This is a genomic window from Mesorhizobium sp. LSHC420B00 (genome assembly GCF_000503055.1).
Taxonomy (GTDB): domain Bacteria; phylum Pseudomonadota; class Alphaproteobacteria; order Rhizobiales; family Rhizobiaceae; genus Mesorhizobium.
In genome coordinates, this window is sequence record NZ_AYVY01000001.1 from 74,906 (window position 1) to 97,171 (window position 22,266).

General features: G+C 60.5%; 17 protein-coding genes and 1 pseudogene. 3 read left to right on the plus strand and 15 right to left on the minus strand.

Annotated elements, in window-relative coordinates:
- Nucleotides 1-120: 120 nt before the first annotated feature.
- The 3 genes from X760_RS41070 to X760_RS41080 form a co-directional block, all read right to left on the minus strand.
- Nucleotides 121-1,506, minus strand: coding sequence for a hypothetical protein (locus X760_RS41070; protein WP_023716518.1), 1,386 nt, complete (start codon nucleotides 1,504-1,506; stop codon nucleotides 121-123).
- 208 nt (nucleotides 1,507-1,714) lie between these two features.
- Nucleotides 1,715-2,239: a GNAT family N-acetyltransferase gene (locus tag X760_RS41075; RefSeq protein ID WP_023716519.1), complete on the minus strand. Its 525-nt coding sequence runs from the start codon at nucleotides 2,237-2,239 to the stop codon at nucleotides 1,715-1,717.
- 74 nt (nucleotides 2,240-2,313) lie between these two features.
- Nucleotides 2,314-3,138, minus strand: a complete 825-nt coding sequence (locus X760_RS41080; RefSeq protein ID WP_023716520.1) for a hypothetical protein — start codon at nucleotides 3,136-3,138, stop codon at nucleotides 2,314-2,316.
- Between the two features lie 204 nt (nucleotides 3,139-3,342).
- Between X760_RS41080 and X760_RS41085 the strand changes: the two are divergent.
- Nucleotides 3,343-4,760: pseudogene (locus X760_RS41085) on the plus strand (adenylate/guanylate cyclase domain-containing protein).
- Nucleotides 4,761-4,826: 66 nt separating this feature from the next.
- On the opposite strand, the gene X760_RS41090 reads toward X760_RS41085, so the two are convergent.
- The 8 genes from X760_RS41090 to X760_RS41125 all read right to left on the minus strand — a co-directional run bounded on the left by X760_RS41090 (nucleotide 4,827) and on the right by X760_RS41125 (nucleotide 15,619).
- A complete protein-coding gene (locus X760_RS41090) occupies nucleotides 4,827-5,306 on the minus strand; it encodes a class I SAM-dependent methyltransferase (RefSeq protein WP_023716521.1) in 480 nt (159 codons plus the stop codon).
- Nucleotides 5,307-5,482: 176 nt separating this feature from the next.
- Nucleotides 5,483-6,664, minus strand: coding sequence for an ABC transporter permease (locus X760_RS41095; RefSeq protein ID WP_031193287.1), 1,182 nt, complete (start codon nucleotides 6,662-6,664; stop codon nucleotides 5,483-5,485).
- On the minus strand, nucleotides 6,661-7,659 hold the full coding sequence (locus X760_RS41100; RefSeq protein WP_023716523.1) for an ABC transporter permease: 999 nt from the start codon (nucleotides 7,657-7,659) through the stop codon (nucleotides 6,661-6,663). The genes X760_RS41095 and X760_RS41100 overlap by 4 nt, the downstream gene beginning before the upstream one ends.
- A gap of 2 nt (nucleotides 7,660-7,661) precedes the next feature.
- Nucleotides 7,662-9,560 carry an ABC transporter substrate-binding protein gene (locus tag X760_RS41105; protein WP_023716524.1) on the minus strand — a complete coding sequence of 633 codons (1,899 nt, stop codon included), beginning with the start codon at nucleotides 9,558-9,560 and terminating at the stop codon, nucleotides 7,662-7,664.
- Complete coding sequence (locus tag X760_RS41110; protein WP_023716525.1) at nucleotides 9,557-11,452, minus strand: ABC transporter ATP-binding protein; 1,896 nt, start codon at nucleotides 11,450-11,452, stop codon at nucleotides 9,557-9,559. Before X760_RS41110 ends, X760_RS41105 begins: the two co-directional genes overlap by 4 nt.
- A 164-nt stretch (nucleotides 11,453-11,616) precedes the next feature.
- Entirely contained in the window at nucleotides 11,617-12,957 is a 1,341-nt protein-coding gene (locus X760_RS41115) for an adenylate/guanylate cyclase domain-containing protein (RefSeq protein WP_023716526.1), read from the minus strand.
- Between the two features lie 51 nt (nucleotides 12,958-13,008).
- Nucleotides 13,009-14,352 carry a nucleotide sugar dehydrogenase gene (locus X760_RS41120; RefSeq protein ID WP_031193288.1) on the minus strand — a complete coding sequence of 448 codons (1,344 nt, stop codon included), beginning with the start codon at nucleotides 14,350-14,352 and terminating at the stop codon, nucleotides 13,009-13,011.
- Between the two features lie 106 nt (nucleotides 14,353-14,458).
- Complete coding sequence (locus X760_RS41125) at nucleotides 14,459-15,619, minus strand: DUF3095 domain-containing protein (RefSeq protein WP_023716528.1); 1,161 nt, start codon at nucleotides 15,617-15,619, stop codon at nucleotides 14,459-14,461.
- Nucleotides 15,620-15,711: 92 nt separating this feature from the next.
- Between X760_RS41125 and X760_RS41130 the strand changes: the two genes are divergently transcribed.
- Complete coding sequence (locus X760_RS41130; RefSeq protein ID WP_023716529.1) at nucleotides 15,712-16,800, plus strand: glycosyltransferase family 4 protein; 1,089 nt, start codon at nucleotides 15,712-15,714, stop codon at nucleotides 16,798-16,800.
- On the plus strand, nucleotides 16,797-17,573 hold the full coding sequence (locus X760_RS41135) for a polysaccharide deacetylase family protein (protein ID WP_023716530.1): 777 nt from the start codon (nucleotides 16,797-16,799) through the stop codon (nucleotides 17,571-17,573). Before X760_RS41130 ends, X760_RS41135 begins: the two co-directional genes overlap by 4 nt.
- Nucleotides 17,574-17,663: 90 nt before the next feature.
- Here the strand turns inward: X760_RS41135 and X760_RS41140 are convergent, their stop codons facing one another.
- The 4 genes from X760_RS41140 to X760_RS0136815 form a co-directional block, all read right to left on the minus strand.
- Nucleotides 17,664-18,518, minus strand: coding sequence for an MBL fold metallo-hydrolase (locus tag X760_RS41140; RefSeq protein WP_023716531.1), 855 nt, complete (start codon nucleotides 18,516-18,518; stop codon nucleotides 17,664-17,666).
- 121 nt (nucleotides 18,519-18,639) lie between these two features.
- Nucleotides 18,640-19,089, minus strand: coding sequence for a cyclic nucleotide-binding domain-containing protein (locus tag X760_RS41145; RefSeq protein WP_023716532.1), 450 nt, complete (start codon nucleotides 19,087-19,089; stop codon nucleotides 18,640-18,642).
- 157 nt (nucleotides 19,090-19,246) lie between these two features.
- Nucleotides 19,247-21,961, minus strand: a complete 2,715-nt coding sequence (locus X760_RS41150; protein ID WP_023716533.1) for an ABC transporter ATP-binding protein — start codon at nucleotides 21,959-21,961, stop codon at nucleotides 19,247-19,249.
- A 17-nt stretch (nucleotides 21,962-21,978) separates the two neighbouring features.
- Complete coding sequence (locus X760_RS0136815; RefSeq protein ID WP_156947991.1) at nucleotides 21,979-22,239, minus strand: hypothetical protein; 261 nt, start codon at nucleotides 22,237-22,239, stop codon at nucleotides 21,979-21,981.
- Nucleotides 22,240-22,266 lie beyond the last annotated feature (27 nt).

The window sequence follows — 22,266 nt, forward strand, 5'->3', positions numbered from 1 at the left end:
CCCAAAACGCATCAGCGTCAAGGAAAGCGGCCGGACCAGACGCCAGAGGCTCACCGATAGTCGCCGTCGCTTGCGGTTGCTCACCAGAAAATCAACCTGAAATAAGGCTTGAAGTGAGGCTCAGGTCGGCTTGATCTCTGCCCGGCCGATCTTGCGCCATCGGGCGTTTTCGCGAACCAGTTTCAGGTCGTCGGTCGTCTCGGCAAATGTCCGCAAACGGTATTGTCGGAGCAGGTCCGGGAAGAGCGCCCCTTCCGGCAGGCCGGCAAGCTGCTCCCGGACCGAGATCTTTTCATCGATGACCCGCATGCCCCAGGCATTTTCCCGAACCTGCAGCTCAGCGGCCAGATCGCGCTCTTCCGGCGCGTTTTCGTCTAGCACGGCCAGAAGGATCGAGTGGAAAAGCGCTACATAGCCAATCTGTCTCAGGCCGCCCACGACCCGCACGCGCGGCAATATGGCAAGGACGAGGAACGTCAGGAACAAGTTCGGCAGCAGCACGCCGTCCAGCAGCGCCTGCTTGAGATGCAGCCGCTCGAACGGGATGAAAAGACCATGCGGCCTGTCAGGCTCGATCAGGTGCCCGTTCTCGAGGACGAGCTTGCGCACGCGCTCCTCGCGGATGCCCCAGAAATAGTCTGTGGCATTGGGCAGGAATCTGCCAAACGGGCTCGATGCGGCCTCTTGCAAGGCATGTTCGAGACGCTGGCGTCTTGCGGGTTCAATGAGCAGCCTGGAAAGAAGGCTGCCGTCATGTTCTAGATGCCGTGCCATGGCAGCCGCGGCCAGCCGATCATCGATGAAAACCGGCAGGGCCATGCCGGCACGATCCCAATTGGCGACCAGATCCTCGTTGAGGGCTGTCAGCGCATCGGCGGCGGTTCCAAACACCTTGTCCTGGCTGGCAAGCAGTGTGCCCAGCCAGCGGCTGGCATCCGTTTCATCGCCCACCGCTTCGAGCGCGCGCTTGTTGAGGGAGACGGGACCGGCCACGCAGGCGCTTTTGCGGCACAGTTTGTGGCGCCCGATGCCAAACAGGTTGACCTTGTCGTCGCCGACATCGAGCCATCCCGGCCCCTCCCGGCCAATTGTCTCCATGGTCATCGTCGTTCCCATGAAGCCGAAGAAGGCCGACAGCCCGTTTTCGACCGCGCCGAGCCAGGCAAGCAGGAGGGCATCGAAGGTGATCCGGTCCATCAGAAGCAGGCAGTGCAGGCCGGACTGAATCACCGGTCTGTACTCGAACTCGTCGAGGGTCTTGCCGATCTCGTCAGGCTGCATCATCACACCAAGGCGCTGATGCAAGACTTCGCGCAGGATCGATCGGGCAGCGATCGCCGGGGCCGATGCAGGCCTTGCCACCGGCCGCCACAGATGGCGGGCGTAATCGGAAACCGGTGCATTCCAGTTCTGCTCGATGTCGCGCACGACCTCCGGGCAGAGCAGCGACAGCACAGCCAGAATTTCCACCGGAGGCGTAGGCGTTGGGTCAAGGACGGCGGTCATTGGTCCCGTCTAGCCGCTTGCGGTGCAAACGCCAAGGGAGACCAGACTTGCTGGATGCGGCCGGCCCACACATAGATCGTCAACTCGATCAAGATGGTGTGAGCCGAAATGACCGTCTCCTACGGAGTTCTCCATAAGCAACCGCCTGTTCGCCGACTCGGCACGAATTGTTAGGTTGGCTAAACAGTTAAGGCCAAACCAGCGGATCTTAAAACCGCAGGCGGGCCATGCTCAGGAGGTCGTGGTACTGCCCGTCGGTAAAGCCGGCCTTCACATGCCGGCCTTCGACCTCAAAGCCGTGGCTTTTGTAGAGACGGAGGGCGGGTTCGTTGTCGGCATAGACGGTCAATTCGACCCGCTTCAGGGCGCGCCAGTTGTCGGCTACGTCAAGCAGCGCGCCAAGTATGGCGGAGCCGATACCTTTGCCGACAAAGGCATCGTCAAGGCCGATATTGATCTCGCCGATATGCGAACGGCGCGGCGAACCCTGCACGACCAGGCTGCCATGGCCGACGACCTTGCCGTCCAGCTCGGCAACGATCCAGGTGGTTTCCTGGCCGGACTTGGCGATACGCCGCGCCACCTGCTCCACCATCTCGAAAGGCATCCTGAGCGTGCCCCAGCGGAAGCCCGGCATGTTGAAGATAGCGCAAAGCGCCTCCGCATCGCTTGGCCGGACGGACCGGAGCTGCGGCTGGATTTTCTCGGAGGGTGGCGAGGTCGTGCTGGTCATGGCGTTCCCGGCGAAGGCAATCGGCCCGGTACGATGCACCGGACGTCACCTGAAAATCCAGCCGTCTCTGCAACCTATGATGCCGATTGCGAGCTAAAATACCGGGAGGCGGCGTAGAATTTGAAGACGCCGCTGATGCCGATCCAGCCGAAAAGGACGAGCCAGCACAATGTCCCGGTCGCCGTCCAGTCGATCCGGTGCACCGCAGCGTCGGTGATGGCGACGCCGAGGATGGCAAGCAGGCCAACCAGAAACTGCGCCAAGCCGAGCACCAGCAGTTCCTCGCGCGGCGCGCTTCTCCAGACCAGATATATACCGCCCGCACCGGCGAGGAAGATGGCGCTGTAGACCTGAGCGTGGAAGGCATCGATCGGCCATGGCCAGATGCCACTGAATGTCAGGGGAAACAGCAACAGGCCGACGCCATAGAGCCCAAGGATCGCGGATTCCGCCGGCATGTAGCCGCGCCATGCGGGATTTAAGGTCACGCCTTTTGCAGAAGGACGGGCCCTGGCCCGCCACAGGAACAGCCCGGATACCGCGACCGAAGCAAGATAGACCAAAAACCACAGCCAGGGCGCTTTGCGCTCGAAGTTGAAATAACCGAGATTGATGAACGAAGCCACCGACACGATGACTGTGAAGATGAAGGCCATGACGAACACGAGCCTGCCGGGCGACCAGCGATTCCAGACCAGCAGCGCCGCCATCACGACCATTTCGGCGGTGTAGAAGCCACCGAGGAAGCGCGCATTGAACGGCGTGACGGCCCAAGGCCAGCCCGGTTTGACCAGAACAGGCACGAAAAACAGGCCGGCGCCTACGATCAGGACGATGATGACCACCGCAGAGAAAAGGCGCAGGGCCGCGGGAAATGGCGGGTTGTTGGATGTCGGCATGGGAGAAAATCCCAAAGATGAATGCTCCATGGACCATCATAGTGCTGCTTGCGGCCGGTGAAAATCCGCCGAATGGAAATTGGACGGTCACCAGGCTTATCCATTCGAATGGCCGTACGATCTGTTTCGAAGTAAGATGGAGCACTCGGACCAAAGACCGGTCCGGTCAACACGCCTCGGGGCGCATTTTCCGGAACCTGCACGATGAACGAAGCTCAGGATCTGTTCTCGCTTCTGCGACAATCGGCCGATGTCGATCCACAGGCGATCGACGCGATCAAGCGAACCATCGCGGAGGGCGAGGACCGCGAACTTTGCCGCATCAATGCGCCAGCCTTCGCCAGCAAGCATGGCCTCGACGAGGAGCGCGCCATAAGCGCCTTTCTCCATGCGGCGCGGGTGGGCATCTTCGACATTTCCTGGAATGTTCTGTGCCCCGGCTGTGGCGGCGTGCTCGACACCAACGCCACGCTGAAAACCCTGCAGAAGGACGAATACACCTGCGCGCTGTGCTCCGAGGGCTATTCGCCCACCCTCGACGAGATGGTCGAGGTGACATTCACCGTCAGTCCCCGCGTGCGCAGGATTGCCGCCCACAATCCACACGAACTGCCGGTGGCGGAATATTTCCGCCAGATCTACTGGGCGTCCGGCGTCGATCTGCCGGAAGAGGATTTCGCGGAAAAGATGGAAGCGTTCTCGCTGGAGGATATCGAGCTTGCGCCCGGTGAAAAGGCGGTTCTGCCCATACAGCTTCCGTCCGAATTCATCATCGTCTTCGAGCCGGTCACCCATTCAGCGCAGTTCATCGACGGGAAGGGCGAACCAACAAAGGAGCGCCGGAGCCTCTCTTTGGCCTTCGACCGCGACCATGTCCAGAACCAGACGCTGGAGATGCAACCCGGCCCGTTGCGCATTTCGCTGGAAAACAGGACCGACACCCGCGTGCTGCCGACGGTCTTCATAGCCGGCCAGGCATTGCATGATTTCCTGGGTAGACGCCGGCCCTTCCTGACCGCCAAGCGCCTGCTCACCAACCAGACATTCCGCGATCTCTATATCGCACGGATACACTCGACATTAACCAGCGCCTGAAGATCACCAGCCTGACGTTCCTGTTCACCGACCTGCGCGGATCGACCGAGCTTTACGAGCGGGTGGGCGACCTTTCAGCCTTCGATCTCGTGCGCGAGCATTTCCAGGTTCTGCACGAGATCGTCACGGCGGAGGCAGGCGCGGTGGTGAAGACGATCGGTGATGCGGTGATGGCGACCTTCGCGACGCCCGATCGTGCGATTGCTGCAGCCCTCAGGATGCGCGATGCCATGCGTACGCTCAACGACAAGAGCGGGCGCGAGGATCTGCTGCTCAAGATCGGAGTCCACGCCGGCCCCTGCATCGCCGTGTCTATGAATGAGCGACAGGACTATTTCGGCCAGACGGTCAACATTGCTTCGCGGGTCCAGAACCTTGCCAACGCACAGGCGATCTTCGCCACTCGGGCGGTGGTCGACGACAATCTCACCGCCGATCTGTTGCACAGGAACGCGCTGACGCCCGTGCCCCACGAGGTCTCGCTGCGCGGCATTGACCGGGAGATAGCAGTATATACGATCCCCTGAAGACTTGGCCCCTGAAGACTTGGCCCTGGAGACTTGGCCCCCGAAAATCTGGCTCGTCCCGGCCCCTCACACGCGCCTATAGATAAAATAACGATCGACGGGCACCGAAGGCGGCGGCGGGAGGCGTTGCAACTGCGGGTGATCGAGCGGCGTGCCGCTGACCGCGATGCCGCCGACGCGAAGCAGGCGCGCGGCTAGATCGGGAAGCCAGGTAGAGGTCACTGCATCGCGATCTTCATAGCCGGTGCCGATGTCGGCATGAACAAGAGCGGCGTCGATGCCAATGAACCTGCTCGCCGTCTCGCGTATTTCGCCGAGCACGAGGTTTTCAGCTTCGGGAATTGAGCTCGCGTGTGCGGCAAGTGCGCGGTCGAACGCTACGATCCGGCGTCCGGGCAGGCGCTCGCGCAGATGGTGGAACGTCCGGCCATTGCCGAGGCCGAGCTCGAGCACGGGCCCCTCCATTTTCGCCACCTCGGCGCAGACATGATCGAGTATGTCGCGCTGTGCGGTCATCCTCCGGATGAAACTGTCGAGGCGACTCATGTGCGATTGTATGTCCTGAACCAGTCCACGAAATCAACTGCCCCCGACCAGAGCGTTTCGCGACGAGTCTTGCCGCGAGTAGAGGCGAACGATGAACACTGCAACAGGCGAACAGGCTGCCGACAAGGATCATACCGGGTGGAGTCGGCGGCGCTGCGCGCGGCGGAATAGCGATCTCACTTGTAGGGGTCCGCGGCGTCCCGCAACCCGTCGCCGAGGAAGTTGAACGCCAAGATGACGAGAACGACGGGGAGCATCGGCAAAAGCAGCCATGGATAGAACGCGATCACGCTGACGCTGCGCGCCTCGGTGAGCAGGATGCCCCAGCTGGTTATCGGTGCCCTCAGGCCGAGCCCGAGGAAGCTCAGCGCCGTCTCGCCCAGGATCATGCCGGGTATGGAGATCGTCGCCGTCGCGATCAGATGCGACATGAAGCCGGGAATGAGATGCCGCCCGATAATGCGGCTGCTTCTGGCGCCCATCAATTGCGCGGCCAGAACGTAATCCTCCTCGCGCAAGGCTAGAAGCTTTGAACGCACGGCCCGTGCCAGTCCGGTCCAGTCGAGCAGCCCGAGGATCACGGTGATGCCGAAATAGATCAGGATCGGACTCCAGGTTATCGGCATGATCGCCGCCAGAGCCAGCCATAGCGGAATGCTAGGGATCGATTGCAGAACTTCGATTATCCGTTGGACGATCAGGTCGAAGATACCGCCGTGATAGCCGGCCAGTCCGCCGATGACAATGCCGAGCAGGAAGCTGAAACTGATGCCGACGAGGCCGATTGTCAGTGAAATGCGGGCGCCATAGATGATGCGCGAGAGCACATCGCGCCCCAGCCTGTCAGTGCCCGCCAGAAAGAGCTGGCCGTTTTCGGCAGGACAGACAAAATGCCTGTCACCTTCGATCAGGCCCCAGAACCGGTAACTGTCGCCCTTGCAGAAGAAACGGATCCGCTGAACATCATCCTGTTTCTCGATGTAGTTCCGCTTGAGCGTGTCCATATCCAGCGTCATCTGACGGCCATAGACGAACGGCCCGACGAGCTGGCCGTTGTGGAACAGGTGCACCCGCTGCGGCGGTGAATAGATGTAGTCCATGTTGCGCGTGTGCAGATTGTAGGGCGCCAGGAACTCGCAGATCAGTATCCCGAAATAAAGCGCCGCCAGGAATATGCCGGATATGACGGCAAGCCGGTGCTTCCGGAATTTCCACCACATCAGCCGCAACTGCGACGCCTGAAAGACCTTCTCCTGCTCCGGCGTCATCACCTCGACCGACTGCAGGTCAAAGGGCGCGATGGAAACGTAGTGTTGCAGTGGGGCACCCGGAGCGGGCAGCGGCGATTGCGTGTTCATTTGGTGCTGCCGCCTTGCAAACGAATTCGCGGATCAAGTAGCGCCAGCGCCAGGTCGGAAATCAGGACGCCGATGACCGTCAGGAAGGCGAGGAACATGAGGAACGACCCTGCCAGATACATGTCCTGGCTTTGGAGCGCCTTGATCAGCATCGGCCCGGTCGTTTCCAAAGACAGCACGATCGCCGTGATTTCGGCGCCGGAGATGATGGCCGGCAGGATAGAGCCGATGTCTGAAATGAAGAAATTGAGCGCCATGCGCAGCGGATATTTGACCAGCGCCCTGAAGGGATGAAGGCCTTTGGCGCGCGCGGTCACGACATATTGCTTATGTAGCTCATCGAGCAGATTGGCGCGCAGCCGCCGGATCATACTTGCCGTGCCCCCGGTGCCGATGATCAAGACCGGGATCCAGAGATGGGCGAGGATCGACTTCGCCTTGGCCCAGCTCATCGGCTCGCCGAGATATTGCTGGTCCATGAGATGGCCGATGGACGTGCCGAACCAGATGTTGGCGAAATACATCAGGATCAGCGCCAGCATGAAGTTCGGAATCGCAAGGCCGAGAAGGCCGAACAAAGTCAGGCCGTAGTCGCCCCAGCTGTATTGATGCGTGGCGGAGTACATGCCGATCGGAAAGGCTATGAGCCAGGTAAAGATGATCGTGACGAAGGAAACCAGCACGGTCAGCCACATTCGGTCCCCGACGACGTCGCGAACCGGCAGCTCATATTCGAAGGAATAGCCGAAATCGCCGTGCAGCATCCCGCCGACCCAGTAGAAGTAGCGAATGACCGGTGGCTGGTCGAAACCATATTCCTTGCGCATCATCTCGATGCGATCGGAATCCACCGCTTCGCCCTGAGCCCGAAGCTCGGCAACATAGCTGTCGAAATAGTCGCCTGGTGGAAGTTCGATGATCGTGAACACCAGTGCCGATATGACCAGCAGCGTTGGAACCATCACGGCGATGCGCCAGACAAAATATCGAAGCACGCTCAGGACTCTCCAAGCCAGAATGTATCCGGCATGTAGACACCGAAATAGGCGGTCGGGTCGTAGCCGTAGAGCGCCTTGTCAGGCAGATTGCGCAGCCGCGAGGACGCCAGAATCGGCTGATGCGTTCCGTTCACTGTGCCGATCGAAAACACCTGATCGGTATAGATCGACAGCATTGAATTCCAGATTTCGGCGCGCTCCGTGGCTTCGGTCGATGCGTTCCAGCGCTTGAGTAAAGCCATCAACTCGACCACTGGCGGAAGATCGGGCGCTTCACCGACCTTGCCATGAGACAAGTAGTGAGCACCCCAGAGCGGCCATTGCAGCTGGTCGTCGACGGTGGGGGCCAGTTGGTACGGGTTCATGTCGGCGGTCGGTACGCCATTGTCGATGCCCGACCACATCGACATCACGATCTGGCCACCAAGCGCGCGGCTGCGGAAGATGTCGCGCTGCGAAGTCCGGATGAACAGGGCGATGCCGATCTTGCGCCAGTGATCGGTGATGAGCTCGAGCGCGTCGGTTTCCAGCGTGCTTTCGCCGGCCGTTTCCACTACGAGCTGCGCCGGGCGTCCGTCGGGAAGTATCCGCAGGCCGTCATCGTCACGCGCCTGAAGCCCGACCTCGTCGAGCAGGGCATTGGCCTGGTCGGGATCATGGGCGACCCAGGCTTTCGCGAATTCCGGCCGGTAGAGCGGGCTCTCCGGCAGGACCGTATCGGCACTTTCCTGCGCCAATCCGTAGAACACAGCCAAATTGATCTCGCGCCTGTCCACAGCGAGCGAAAGTGCGCGGCGCACGCGCACGTCACGAAAAAGGCCACGCCACACCTGGTCGGCACAATTCAGATTGGGCAGCAGCGCCAGCCGCGAACCCTGTGTGCGTTTCCAGAGATGCATCTTCACCGGGTAGCGCTTCTCCGCGTCTTTCAGGAAGGAGTAATCGCTGAAGTCAATTCCCATGCATTGCAGGTCGCTCTCGCCCGCACCGGTCTTGGCGGAGATGATCGCCGACGAGCTGACATTCATGACGATCCGGTCAACATAGGGCAGTTGCCGGCCATTCTCGTCTATTCGATGAAAGAACGGGTTGCGCTCGAAGACGAATTGCTCGGCCGGCGGCTTGGTCCGGTTCTGCCAGGGATCGAGCGTCGGCAGTTCCGGGTTCTCCGGGCGATACTGCCGCGACATGCGGATATGCAGGAGCGTCCATTTCTGGGCCCGGTTCTCCTTCATTAGGCCGGCGAGCCGGAATGGATCCTGGTATTTCTTGTGGAACTGCTTGAGATAGGCGGCTGGCAGAACAAGCGATATCGGCGAAGCAGCGGCGAGCTTGGGCAGGAAGTCGGGATTGGGCGCATCCCAACTATAGCGGACCGTCGACGGATCGACGATCTCGAAGCGTGGCGGCTTGCCGTCCGCCAGCAGGGCCGGGGCGAGCCCGCCTTGCGAAAGCTCATCGTTCAGCCAGACATCTTCCCAGCAATAGCGAAAATCCTCCGGCGTCAGCAGGCTACCGTCAGACCATTTATGTCCTTCCCGTATCTTGAAAGTGAAGACACGATCATCCGCTACATCGAAACTTTCGAGAATGTCAGCTTGCAAGTTAAGCTTTTCGTCATAGCCGACCAGGCGAGCGTACCCGTAGATCGTCATCATCCGGATATCTTTCTGGCTGCCGATGATCGTGCGCAGCGTGCCGCCATATTGGCCGGGCTGCCGGCCCATCGCAGCGAGATTCAACGCGCGCGGGCGCTTGGGCAGGCGTTCGGCGAGTGCCGGCAGCGCCCTGGCCTTCAGCTGCGGCTGAAGAAATTCCGGCTCCAGATCGCCGGCGCGCAACGTGCCGGGCAGAAATGCCGAAGCCATGAGCCCAAGGACGGTGCGCCGGCTGATCAATGGCGTAGCTCGCTGACATCGGCCGAACGTCGGGCCAGCACGAGGTGGCCGCCGCCAAGATCGAGCGGCGACAGCATATCCTCGTCGCCCTCGTCGCGGAATTGCGGTCCCCATGCGCTGGTGTCGGAAGCGCCGCTGAGCTTCAGCGTCTTGAAATCCATCGGCCTGTCGAGATCGGGGAAAGGTACTGCGGCGACCAGTGAGCGCGTGTAGGGGTGGATAGGTTTCCTAAGCAGAATTTCGCGCGGCGCGAGCTCGACGATACGCCCGCCGCACATCACCGCGATGCGGTCTGCCATGTAGTCCACCACCGCCAGGTTGTGGGATATGAACAGGTAGGTCAGGCCCAGTTCCTTCTGCAGGTCCTTCAGAAGGTTCAGAATCTGCGCCTGGACAGAGACATCGAGTGCCGAAACCGGCTCGTCGCAGATCAGGAGTTCAGGTCCCAGCGCCAACGCGCGCGCGATGCCGATACGCTGACGCTGCCCGCCGGAGAAACTGTGCGGATAACGCTTTATGAAGCGCGGATCGAGCCCGATTGCCTGCATCAGGCTCTTGACCGTGGCGAGTCGGGACGCGGCATTGCCACGTTGATGGATTTCCAGCGGCTCGCTCAAGATGTTCTCCACCGTCATGCGAGGTGAAAGCGACGAAACCGGATCCTGGAAGACCATCTGGATTTTTGCGCGCAGCAGACGCAGGGCGTCTCCCTCGGCTTCCAAGACGTCGATCGGACCATCGCGGCCGTTGAAGATCACAGAGCCGCCGCTAGGGGTGACAGCCCGCATGAGGATCTTGCTGACCGTGGTTTTGCCGGAGCCGCTTTCGCCGACAAGACCCAGGCACTCACCCCGCCTGATATCGAAGCTCACGCCGTCCACGGCGCGAACAGGGGTTTGATGATCTCCGCCGAACCATCCGGACTTGCGGATCGTGAAGGTCTTTGTCAGATCCCTGACCGACAGCAGGATGTCGTCCGGCCCCTTCGATGCCAGCGCCGTCTGCTTGCCGAGCAGGTTCCCGACATTCACCGGCACCTCGCGGAGCGCCTTTAGCCTTTCGCCAGGCTTCAGGTCGAAATGCGGAACGGCTGCCATCAGGCCCTTCAGGTAAGGGTGACCTGGCCGGCGGAATATCGCCTCCACAGGTCCCGCTTCCATGATCTCGCCATGGTACATGACCACCACCTCGTCGGCGACATTGGCGACCACGCCTAGGTCGTGCGTGATCAGCAGCATCGCCATGTTCAGCTTCGTCTGAAGCTCGCGCAGCAATTGCAGGATTTGCGCCTGGATGGTGACGTCCAACGCCGTCGTCGGCTCGTCGGCGATCAACAGGGCGGGCCGGCAGATAAGCGCCATGGCGATCATTGCGCGTTGACGCAATCCTCCCGAAAGTTCAAAGGGATACATGTCATAGGCGCGCTTGGGGTTGGGAAAGCCGACAAGGCCGAGCATTTCCTTCGCCAGCGCCTTGCGCTCCACCCGAGCCATGGGCGTATGAATCTGCAGGGATTCGCTGACCTGATTGCCAATCGTGTGCAGCGGCGACAGCGATGTCATCGGCTCCTGAAATATCTTGCCGATGCGGCTGCCTCTCAACGCCCGGATTTCGGGTCCGTCACGCGGCATTTGCAGGATATCCTGCGTCGTGCCGGGCTTTTCAGGATCAGAAAACAGGATACGGCCGCGAACATGGGCTGTGTTCGGCAAAATGCCCATCACTGCTTGGCTGAGAACCGATTTTCCGGAACCGGACTCGCCCACAAGCGCGGTAACCTTGCCGGGCAGGACGCGAAGATTTGCACGCCTGACGGCATGCAACGGTCCCCCTATAATGGCAAAAGAGATGCCAACATCCTCGATCCGCAGCAGATCAACGCTCGAATTCATTCTCACACCAGCCCCACTCTGGCGGCCTGCCGGTCGGCAGGCCCAGAAAGCGAGACTAGCGCATTGCCAGCCTAGAGCAACTTGGATTCGAAACGGTCGCCAGTTCCCCGGCGGAACCGGCGACCGGACTGCATACCAAAGGCGTTCGGATCAGATCGTGACGGTTACTGGAGCTTCCTCGGGTCGCCCGCCGACAACCGCGCGGCATCGCGATGAAGCAGCATGACCTGCTCGGCGTCCGATATTCGGTCGTAAATCGGCTCCAGCGCACCGTCTTCATCGAGTGCAAGAGCACCCGACAAATCGGGTGAAAGCACCGTCAGCTTCTGCTTGATGCCCGCCAGTTCCTCCTTGCCGAGCGTCAGCCAGTTGTTGGCGCTGCAATAGCCGGCGAAATCTTCGCTGGCGAGAACGCTGTGCGAATATTTCTTGGTCAGGGTCTGAAGGCGCTGGACCTCGTTTACAGCCGAGCCGAAGACAGAGAATGTGAGCCGGTCGGAAAGCCCGACATTGCCGAACATCACATTGCCGACATGCAGGCCGATGCCGAATTTAATGTCGCCCAACCGCTGCTCCTTTCTGCGCAGATTGAGATCCATCATGCGCGCGGTGGCCTTGTGCGCTGCCGCAAGGGCAGCCCGGCAGGCGATCTCCGACTGCGCTCGGTGCCTTTCGCAAGGGTAGACAGCAATGAAGCCATCCCCCAGGAAACTCATGATCTGCCCGCCTCTGCGATTGAAAGGTGCAGCAATGGCATCGAAAAACTGGTTCAGCGTATCGATATAGATTTCGCGGCCGGAGGTTTCGGCAAGCCTTGTCGACCCGCGCATATCGGCCATGACCAGTGCAGCCCGGATTGTATCGCCCTCGCCGCGCTTGATCTGGCCGTCCAGCACCCGCCTGCCGGCGTCGCCGCCGAGATAAGTGGTCATCATGTTGTCGGCGAGCTTGGTGAGCACCGCCATCTTGGTTGCGATAGCGAGATGGTTCTGGATCCGCAGCAGCGCCGAAATCATGTTGTCACTGAAGCCTGCAGCACTGTCGGTGGACCAAGACCCGATCATGCCCTGACTGGTGTTGCCGCTGAAGGGATGGACGAAAGCCATGTAATCGGTGACGCCCATAAGCTTGAGGTCATCGAAAACAGGAAATTCAGACGGCACCGACGGGTCGAGCCGGCGCCGCAGATGGTCGAGTTTGTGGCTGAGCAGATGGTAGTATGGGCTGGTCAGGAATCTGTCGGAAGGAACGCCGTCGTCATGACGGAAGCCTTCTACTTCCAAGCCCTGGCCGCGGAGCCAGGTGAAGCCAAGCGCGTCATAAAGCGGATGAAGCATCGAAAAGCTCAAATGCACCCGCCTCAACGGCAGGCCGGCAGCAGCCAGCCGTTCACAAAAGCCCTTTACCAATGTTTCCAGGTCGTCGCCCGCCAGCGCCGATTGGGTCAGCCAATCAGCAACCTTATCCATGAGAATGGCAGAAATTTCTGCTTGCGCTGTGCTCATGCTATCTCGAAATCTCCTTGATCCGCCACAAATTCGCCGGCTCGGACGCCGTCAGGCCTTCACCACCGTCTCTCGGGTTAGCCCGAGGCGGCCAAAAACATTGCGTGTGTCGACGATCAGAAGAGCGTGATCCGCGATCGCCTGATAGTCAATCGCGTCGTGGTCGGTTGCAACGACGACAGCATCGAAATCCTTCAAGGCCGCCTCGGTCAATTCGACCGAGCGACGCCCCTTGATCGCCATATGCTCCCGTGTGGTCGGGATCTCCGTAACATGCGGATCGTGGAATTCCGCCTTGCCGCCCCATTCCTCGATGAGTTCAATGAGCCGCAATGAGGGGCTTTCGCGGATGTCGGGCACATTCTTCTTATAGGCGAGCCCGATGATGAGAATGCGCGAGCGGCTGAGCGCCTTGCCGCAGCGCCGGTCCAGCGCCTTCGCCAGTTCATCGACCACATGACGCGGCATAGCCGTGTTGATCTCTGCCGCCAGCTCGATGAAGCGGGTCGGCAGTTCATATTCGCGCGCCTTCCACGTCAGGTAGAAGGGATCGATCGGAACGCAGTGGCCGCCAAGTCCGGGGCCGGGATAGAAAGGCATGTAGCCGAAGGGCTTGCTCTTTGCCGCCTCGATCACCTCCCAGATGTCTATGCCCATCGCACCGAGCACGACCTTCAACTCGTTGACCAGGGCTATGTTGACCGAGCGGAAGATGTTTTCCGTCAGCTTGACCGCCTCGGCGGTCGCCGTGGTGGAAACCGGAACAACGGTCTTGACCACGCCCTGGTAGAAAGCCTGAACGAGTGTCGCCGCTTCAATGCCGTCGCCTGCCACGATCTTGGGGATCGTCGCGACTTCAAAGCTTCGGTTGCCGGGATCCTCGCGTTCGGGCGAGAAGCCGAGGAAGAAATCTATCTTCGACCGCAAGCCGGTTTCTTCCAGTATGGGCTTGATCACGTCGTCGGTGGTGCCGGGATAGGTGGTCGATTCCAGCACGATCAGCTGGCCGAGACGCAGATGCTTCGCGATGGTGCCTGCCGTGTTCCTGACAAAGGAGAGGTCCGGCTCACGGTTTTTCGTCAGCGGTGTCGGAACGCAGATGATGATGACATCGCAGACGGCCAGTTCAGCAAAATCCGCAGTGGCGCGGAACCGTCCGCTCGCCACCTGGCCGGCAAGGGCTGTCGAGGTCACCGCCTCGATATAGGATTGGCCGTTGTTCAGGCTCTCGACCTTCTGGGCTTCGACGTCGAAGCCGGAAACCGGGAAGCCGGCGCGTGCGATCGCAACCGCCAGCGGCAGCCCGACATACCCCAGTCCGATCACGCCGACTTGCGCGGCGCGCGTCGAAATCCGGTTCAGAAGACGGTCATATGTCGATCGTGAGGCGTCCAAAAATCTGCTTTCCCTTAATTCGGACAGACCGTCCGCTTCCATGGCGAGGCTCACTTGGTCCCAAGAACCCCGAGGCATATTGCGGAAAATCGATGTCCGCAAGCTGTCAGACCGGCACCTTCGCCTTCAGGCTTGCTGCAGCCATCGCATAGCCGCCGGCGGCGCCATCGATGAAATGAACGTGATCGCGCTGCAGCGGCGAGGCGACGAGGCATGTCATCAAGGCCGATTTCTGGCGGTGCAGGCCATAGTTGCAGATGCCCGCCTCTTCCGCCTGTTTCAGCCGGTTCTCGATCCGTTGCAACACATCCGCGTCAACGTCGATGGTCATCTTCAAGCCGTCGTCGAACTTCCGGAAATCCGAATTGCTGGCCACGTCGCGTTTGTAGCTCTTCGGATCGAATTTGCCGATCGTCCAGCCATATCTATCGGTAACAGCCGTAAGCGTCATCAGGAACACTATCCACAGCTTCGACAGCCATCGCCGTCCTGCCGGCGCCGTGGCGCGCGCCTCGATATCGAGGCCGGCGGGCAGCAAACTGTAGTCCGGTCCGTTCACCGGCACCGGGTGGCCATCGCGTTCCTGCCTGCCGGCAAGGGCGATGATGTCGGAAACCAGAAACTGAAAATCGCGCACGTCGCGCGACGCCCCCGGTATGGCTATGATCGAGACGATTTCGCCATGCCGGGCTTCGATCGGGTTCCAGCGGCACGAGAGGCCGGTCAGATCCGGCCGCGCGCCGGCCGGCGCAGGATCGATGCGGTAGCGCCCCGCTTTCATCTCGGCTTCCGCCCAACTGCCGCCACCGCCGGCGAACATGGCATAGAAGACCGCTTCGGAGGCCTGGAACCTCGCCACGCGAACGTCGAGGCCTTGCGCTCTGATATCCTTTATCGGCACGATTGCGGCACGCAAGGTCAGGTCGAGTTCGTCCGCCACCCATCTCTGGACAGCCGCCAGCGCGTTGCGGGTGATCTCCAGCGCCGAGCCGGGAAATGCCACGAGCGCGCCGTCGCCGCCGAAGACAAAGGGAAGATCTTGCCGACCCAGCGCATTGAGCAGCGCCGAAATGACGCTGGCACCGGCCATATTGACGGTTTTATAGCGCCCAGCCCCGATCGCCTTGGTCGAGCCGACGATGTCGGCGGTGGCCAGCGCCCAGCCATCGGGGAGAGGCCGATAGTTATCGATATCGGCAACGCTTTCGAACTTTGCGAAGACCGGCAGGGAAGCGACAAACGGATCGGACGCGGCAGCTGTTTCCATGAGCATCAGATAGCACATTCCACTGCTTGAAGGTGAAGTCGATCATGCTTCGAAATTGACTTGCGCAGGCTTTCCGATGATAGGGTCCGGCGATGCGAATTGCCTTCTACGCGCCGCTGAAGTCGCCCAATCATCCCGTTGCCTCCGGCGACCGCCAGATGGCACGGATGCTGGTCAAGGCGCTGGAGCATGGAGGGCATAGCGTCGAACTAGCATCCGAATTACGCTTCTATCTACGCGAACCGGATTCGAAAAGTTTCGACGCGCTCAAGATCGAGGCCCGGGAGGAAGCCGCGCGGCTGGCAAGGCTTTGGGATCGTGACGGCAAGCCCGATCTGTGGTTCACCTATCATCCCTATTACAAGGCGCCCGACCTGATCGGGCCGGAGCTGGCGTTGGCCTTTGGTGTCCCCTATGTGACAGCGGAAGCCTCCTATTCGAGGCGGCGCAACACCGGCTTGTGGGCCGATATACAAGCGTTGGTGGCGCGAGCCGTCGAACAGGCAGCGCTGAACATCTGCTTCACGCAAAGGGATCGTCAGGGACTGGCAGATGCGATTCCCGACGCCGCTTTCGGCATGCTTTCGCCCTTCATCGACACATCGGTATTCCGGGAAACGCCGGCACGGAGTTGTCCGACGCGCCTCGTTACCGTCGCCATGATGCGCCCGGGCGACAAAGTCGAAAGCTATCGCATGCTGGCGCAAGCGCTCGGTCCGATCGGCCACCTGCCCTGGACCATGTTGGTCGTCGGGGATGGGCCTGCCCGTGACGAGGTCAAAGCGCAATTCGCCGGCTTGCCCGCCGCCCGTATCGAATGGCTTGGCGCGATTGAGCCAGCCGCCGTGCCGGATGTCCTCTACAGTGGGGGAATTTACGTCTGGCCGGGTTGCGGCGAGGCCTATGGCATTGCCTATCTTGAAGCACAGGCCGCCGGCCTTCCGGTGGTGGCTCAGGACATCGCCGGCGTGCCGGAGGTCGTGCGGGATGGCCAGACCGGGTTTCTCACCCCGCCGGGCGATGTTGCGGCGTTCGCTTCTGCCATTGAAAGGCTTCTGGCCCGTAACGACGAAAGAACCATCATGGCCGCGGAAGCCAGACGTTTCATCCTCGAAGAACGTTCCCTCGGTGCTGCAGTGGCGCGGCTGGCCGAACTCCTTGCGAAGATCCCGGTTTCATGACACCCGATCAGATCTGGCAGCCCTTGGTGGAAGAACTGGCGTGCCGGCAACGGGCAGACCGCAAGGCAGAGTTCTGGCTGCGCGACGATGACGCCGTGGGTCCGACGCCTGCGCTTGATCGGCTGCTCGATCTCACCGGTGAATTCGCGGTTCCGGTGACTCTGGCCGTCATTCCGGCCCTGACTGATGAGAAGCTTGCCGTCCGGCTTGACGAGGCGCCGCATGCCACGGTCGCCATCCATGGCTGGGCGCACCGAAATCATGCGCCCGAGGACCAGAAAAAGCAGGAGCTCGGCGCGCATCGGCCACGCGAGGCGGTGCTCAATGATCTGGCTCGCGGGCTGTCGCACGTAACCGGCCTGCACGGCGCACGTACCGTTCCGATGCTGGTGCCACCCTGGAACAGGATTGACGCCGGCTTGGTATCCGACCTTGGATCGATAGGATTTGCGGCATTGTCGGTCTATGGGCCGCCGAGGCGCGCTTCACTGGCGGTCATCAACAGCAATGTCGACATCATGGATTGGCATGGCACGCGCGGCTGCCGCGATCACGGCCTATTGGTTCAAGCTATCATCGCGCAATTGCAGCATGCATTCGATGGCGGCGAACCGGTCGGTCTGCTCACCCACCATCTCGTACATGATGAATCGGCCTGGCTTTTCCTCGAACGGCTGTTCACCGTCACCGCACGGACTGAAGCCTGCGCATGGCTTCCGATCAGGACATTGATCGAGCGCAGCGCCGGTAGAGCAATTCCAGGAAAAGTGTGAACGGTTTTCCGTCCGGAATTGCGTCAAAACAAAGAGATAGAGCGCTTCGCCGTTTCTGTGAAACGGTGAAGCGCTCTAGAGGAAAATAGCTCAGCGCTTTTTGCGCAATGAGACTGGAAGTTTGAGCGTCTGGCCATCCCGCGCGGCAAAAGCGCCGGTAAACCTGTCCTTGGCCAGTTTCTCGATCTTGTCCAGTTCCTTGTCGGTGCGTGTCGGATCGTGGTGAAACAGCGCAAGCCCCCGCGCACCGGCCGCCTCACAGAGCTTGACGCCCTGTTGCCATGTCGAGTGCCCGTAACCGCGGCGGCGTTCCATTTCCTCCTCGGTGTAGGTGCAATCGTAAATGACGAGGTCGGCATCTTCGATCAGGCCGAGCACCGTCCGATCGAGTTTGTCCGGCTCGTGCTCAGTGTCTGTGATCACCGCCACGACGCGGCCGCCCCATTCGACCCGGTAGCCTATGCAGCCGCCCGGATGGATAAGACTGCCGGTTCGGACCACCACCCCTTCGCGCGGGCGAAGCACGTCTCCGGATACGAAATCGCGATAGTCGAGGCTTGCCTTGCTGATCTCCAGTTTCACCGGAAACCACGGCGGCCGCATGAACTCATCGACCATCTGCCGGGTCGTCATGTGTCCTGCAAGATGCCCGGACCAAAGCGTAACCTTGGCGCCCCGGTCATAGATCGGCGCAAAAGACGGCAGCCCGATGATGTGATCGTAATGGCAATGGGTGAAAAGCAGGTCGAAATCGGTCACGCCCAACGCCTGAAGCGCCGCGCCGGCAGGCCGTAGGCCAGAGCCTGCGTCGAACAGAAGCGTATGCTTACCGCATCGCATCTCGACGCAGATTGAGTTGCCGCCATAGCGAGAGAATTCTGGCCCTGATACCGAAATGCTGCCGCGGACACCCCAAAACCTGACCAGGAAAACGTTGTCGTCCATGCTACCCCTTCGCCATCATATCCAAACAACTGCTGCTAGGCGAGACAGGCTTTCTCCGGGTGATCTTCTCAGCGAGAGGACAGTGCCGTCACGACGGCGAGGATCGAGCGCACGTCCTTCGTTATTTGGCGCTTCGTGCGTCGATCAGATCCGCGGTTGTATGGCTTAGGCGATCGGCAAGAACCCGCAATATCTCGATGGTCATTTCCGGGAACTCCCTCATAAGCCTCAGGAAATGATCCTTGCGGATTCTCAGGACTTCCAGCGGACTTGCCGCTCTGACGGTGGCAGTGCGGGAGCTGTTGCACAATATGGCGATCTCGCCAACGATCGAATTTGGCTCCAGTTCGGCAACTTTTATCGGTCCGCTCTCGGAATCGACAAGAATATCCGCCCTGCCTGAAAGGATGACATAGGCGGCGTCTCCCTCGTCGCCCTGCCGGAAAAGGATCTGGCCGGCGCTGTAGCTCACACGATCGGATGTGAACGCAAGCAGCTTGAGCTTTGTCGGCTCGATGGCAGAGAACAAGGGAACGCGTTGCAGCATTCCAACTTCGTCCTTGAGCAGCATTGTCGCAAACCTTCCAAAATTCGCGTTTGCCAGACTAGAGCAACGGACGCCCAGATGGAATCAATTCTCTTTTCGAGACGGCGAGACAAACCACGCGAAAGGTGGCGAGCCCGATGTCGTGCACCGGCAGAATGATCCCATCTGAATGTCCGTTGCTCTATGACAACAGTTCCTTGAAGATACCGTTCCCTGCCAAAAGTGTCTCGTGTGTTCCGTCTTCCGCCAATTGACCTGAGTCGAAGACGATAACGCGATCGAACATCATCGCCATTGCCGGATTCGTCACGACCCACACAATTGCCGGCGAATGGCCGTCGCGCCTGGCTTCCTCGAGCACGTTTCGCAGCACCTTATCCTGCATGCGCTGGTCGAGCGCCGAAAGTGGCCGGTTGAGAATGAGAAAATCGGGACGCTTGAGCAGGGCCCGGGCAACATCGAGCTTCTGTCGCTGTCCACCGGTCAGCCGCCTGCCGCCGGAGCCGACGTTGAAGTCCAGGCCGACATCCAGAAGTTCGGCATAAAGCCCCAGTTCGTCAAGAATGTCATAGACGATGGAGCGTATGCGGTCCGGTGCGTCGGGATGGTTGTTGCCCACACGCCCGAACAGGACGTTATCCATGACGGTGGCCGCGGCAATGTATTTGGCAGGGTCATACCGTTCGACCGCATTTTGTAGTTCGGGCGGCAGGTTTTCATAGAACCGGCTGCGTGCAGCGACGATCTTGCTCATCAGCTCGTCGCTCAGCAGGCCGAAGCGATGCCGGGGCTCGATGTAGGCAAAGCTCAAGGTGACGATCATGGCGCGATCGTTCTCTGAAACCGCCTCGTGAGGACGGTTCTTGAGCCGTTGTAGCAAGGTTTCGTAGGCGGGTATCTCCTCGGCGCTCATGAAGGCGAGCTGCTGGAAGAACTGGTGATCGGGCGGCAGGTCGGCAAACAGCTCGATCGCCTGTTTGGCGATCTCCAAGCCCATTTCGTAGAGCGTGCGGTCGAGGCCGGCTTGCCTCAGCACAGAAGCAAAATAGGGATTGGCCGCCAGGGCCCTGTCGGCCAGTTCGGGGCCGGCGGCAGCGCCGAAGAGCAGGTTTTGGCCGATCGTTGCTTCCTTGTTGTAGGCGCCCGGTTCGAAAGGAACCACCAGTCCGCTCAGCCCCTCTTGTTCCAGCCGGGTTCGCAGCGCCGCACGCAGTTCAACGATCCGCCTGGCAAGCTCCGTGTGACGCGTGAGGTCGGCCGAAGAGCGCAAGCCGAGATCCAGAATGTCGCGCGACAGAACAACCGCGTCGAGCACCCGGCGCACGGCTTCAAAGAGGTCGTGCGGGCCGGTAGCCCCGGCGGAAGCATAGTTGATCCAGTCGCTGTGGATATCGAGATCCGGATTGCCCGACCGGCGCGCCTCGTGGATATTCCAGCGGTGCTGGTCTGCCGCGGCACCGTCATAAGGCACCGATGTCAGCGGCGCGTGCTTCAACCCGTAGAGCAGGTTGTCGCGGAGGCTTGCCTGGAACAGGAAAACATCCGACGAGGCATAGGACATGCGCCGGCCGGTCACTGCCTCGGGAAGTTCAAGCAGGTCGTCGGTGCCCGAAGCGACCCTTCCGCTGTCCGGCCAGTTCAGCCGCGCGAAGGCTTCTGCAAGCGCCTCCGCTCCACCTGTTGCGGTACTGACCAGCGCCACCGTCTCACCCGGCTTGACCTGGAGGGAGATACGGTTGAGGAGCGTTGCACCTCCATCGTCTGCTATAGACAGATTGATCGCCGATAGGGGATTGGTCATCGGATCAGGATCGTCGATCGTCAATGCCCCGATTTTCGGCGCGATGAGACCCTCGACGGTGAACTGTTCAACGACCTGTTGATATTTGACCTGGACATCCTGCCGATCCTGATCCCAGTCGATCAGTTCCTTCATCGGTCCGGGCAGGTCCTTGTAGGCGCCGATCACGGCCACGAGCTGGCCGACGTCCAGCCTCCCCTGGATGACCAGATACCCGCCGATCATATAGAACAGAAAGGGCGTGAGCTGCGCGAGAAAATTGTTGAGGAACTTCACCATGAATTTCCATTGGTAAAGATCGAAGCGGATCTTGAAGATGAGCCCGAGCCGGGCAGCTATGTCGGCGCGCTCGTAGTTTGATGTATCGTGGACGTGAACCGCGCCGATGCCGTCGACGATTTCGCCAACCCGGCCCGAAAGCGCGCGCGCCGTCAACTGCCGTTGGCGCCCGAGCACGATCAGCCGCCGCCGCATTCGCGGGATGAGTACGATCTGGATCACCACGATCACGACCGCTATCATTCCGAGCCAGACGTTCTGGATCATGATGAACAGCATGGCCGTCAGCGCCTGGCCGCCGAGCAGTACCGGCTGCAGGAAGGCGTCGCCGATGAAGCCGCCCAGCGGCTCTACCTCGTCCTTCACCATGGTCGCCACTTCGGCGGATTTCACCCGCTTGAAGTAGACCGGCGGAAAACGCAGCACACGGTCCACCAGATCGAAGCGGATACGTCGCAGCATGCGTTCGCCGAGGCGGCCCTTGTAGGTGTTGATGTAGAATTTGAACAGGCCGTTGATGACGACTAGCAAGAGGAACACAAGGCTCAGGGCAAACAGGGTCTCCTTGCGGTCGAGCTGAAAACCGGAGAAGAACTGGACCTCTCCGATGAACGGCAGGTTATAGTGTAGCCTCATGAATGGCTGGGTCGCGCCCGGTTGCTCGAAGCCCCTACCTTGGATCGGGCCGTTGACGATCAGCTTCGGTAGGTCGAAGGACATGAAATACGGGACCATCGAAAGCACGACGATCATCAATATCCAGAGCTGCTGCTTCTTGGTGTGCGTCCAGATATAGCGGGCTAGGCTGGGTTCCATATGCGACTGCGGACCCTTCAGTTGAAAGGATGCAGGATGTAAACGCACCTGCTGGCGAATGGCGTATCGGCAATTTCTTCGTCGCCAACGACAAAGTCGAAGCTGCAGTGCACGGACATTGTCCTGCGCTCAACGATGCAAGGAACCTGCGAGGCGGCGCGATCCAGTTCCGGCGCATGGTCGATGACAACGACATGGGCATTGTTGATCAGCGAAGAAGGCAGCTGGCCAGACGGTTCGCGGCTTCCGCAGGGCGTTGGCGAATAGCCGAGCAGCACGAGGCCGCAGCTGGGCGGCTGGTGCTG

Excerpts from the sequence above, each read along its gene's own strand:
- X760_RS41115 (WP_023716526.1), bottom strand. The coding sequence starts at position 12,957 with ATGAGCACAGCGCAAGCAGAAATTTCTGCCATTCTCATGGATAAGGTT.
- X760_RS41070 (WP_023716518.1), bottom strand. The coding sequence starts at position 1,506 with ATGACCGCCGTCCTTGACCCAACGCCTACGCCTCCGGTGGAAATTCTG.
- X760_RS41080 (WP_023716520.1), bottom strand. The coding sequence starts at position 3,138 with ATGCCGACATCCAACAACCCGCCATTTCCCGCGGCCCTGCGCCTTTTC.
- X760_RS41150 (WP_023716533.1), bottom strand. The coding sequence starts at position 21,961 with ATGGAACCCAGCCTAGCCCGCTATATCTGGACGCACACCAAGAAGCAG.
- X760_RS41135 (WP_023716530.1), top strand. The coding sequence starts at position 16,797 with ATGACACCCGATCAGATCTGGCAGCCCTTGGTGGAAGAACTGGCGTGC.
- X760_RS41090 (WP_023716521.1), bottom strand. The coding sequence starts at position 5,306 with ATGAGTCGCCTCGACAGTTTCATCCGGAGGATGACCGCACAGCGCGAC.
- X760_RS41145 (WP_023716532.1), bottom strand. The coding sequence starts at position 19,089 with ATGCTGCTCAAGGACGAAGTTGGAATGCTGCAACGCGTTCCCTTGTTC.
- X760_RS41140 (WP_023716531.1), bottom strand. The coding sequence starts at position 18,518 with ATGGACGACAACGTTTTCCTGGTCAGGTTTTGGGGTGTCCGCGGCAGC.
- X760_RS41095 (WP_031193287.1), bottom strand. The coding sequence starts at position 6,664 with ATGAACACGCAATCGCCGCTGCCCGCTCCGGGTGCCCCACTGCAACAC.
- X760_RS41125 (WP_023716528.1), bottom strand. The coding sequence starts at position 15,619 with ATGGAAACAGCTGCCGCGTCCGATCCGTTTGTCGCTTCCCTGCCGGTC.
- X760_RS41075 (WP_023716519.1), bottom strand. The coding sequence starts at position 2,239 with ATGACCAGCACGACCTCGCCACCCTCCGAGAAAATCCAGCCGCAGCTC.
- X760_RS41130 (WP_023716529.1), top strand. The coding sequence starts at position 15,712 with ATGCGAATTGCCTTCTACGCGCCGCTGAAGTCGCCCAATCATCCCGTT.
- X760_RS41110 (WP_023716525.1), bottom strand. The coding sequence starts at position 11,452 with ATGAATTCGAGCGTTGATCTGCTGCGGATCGAGGATGTTGGCATCTCT.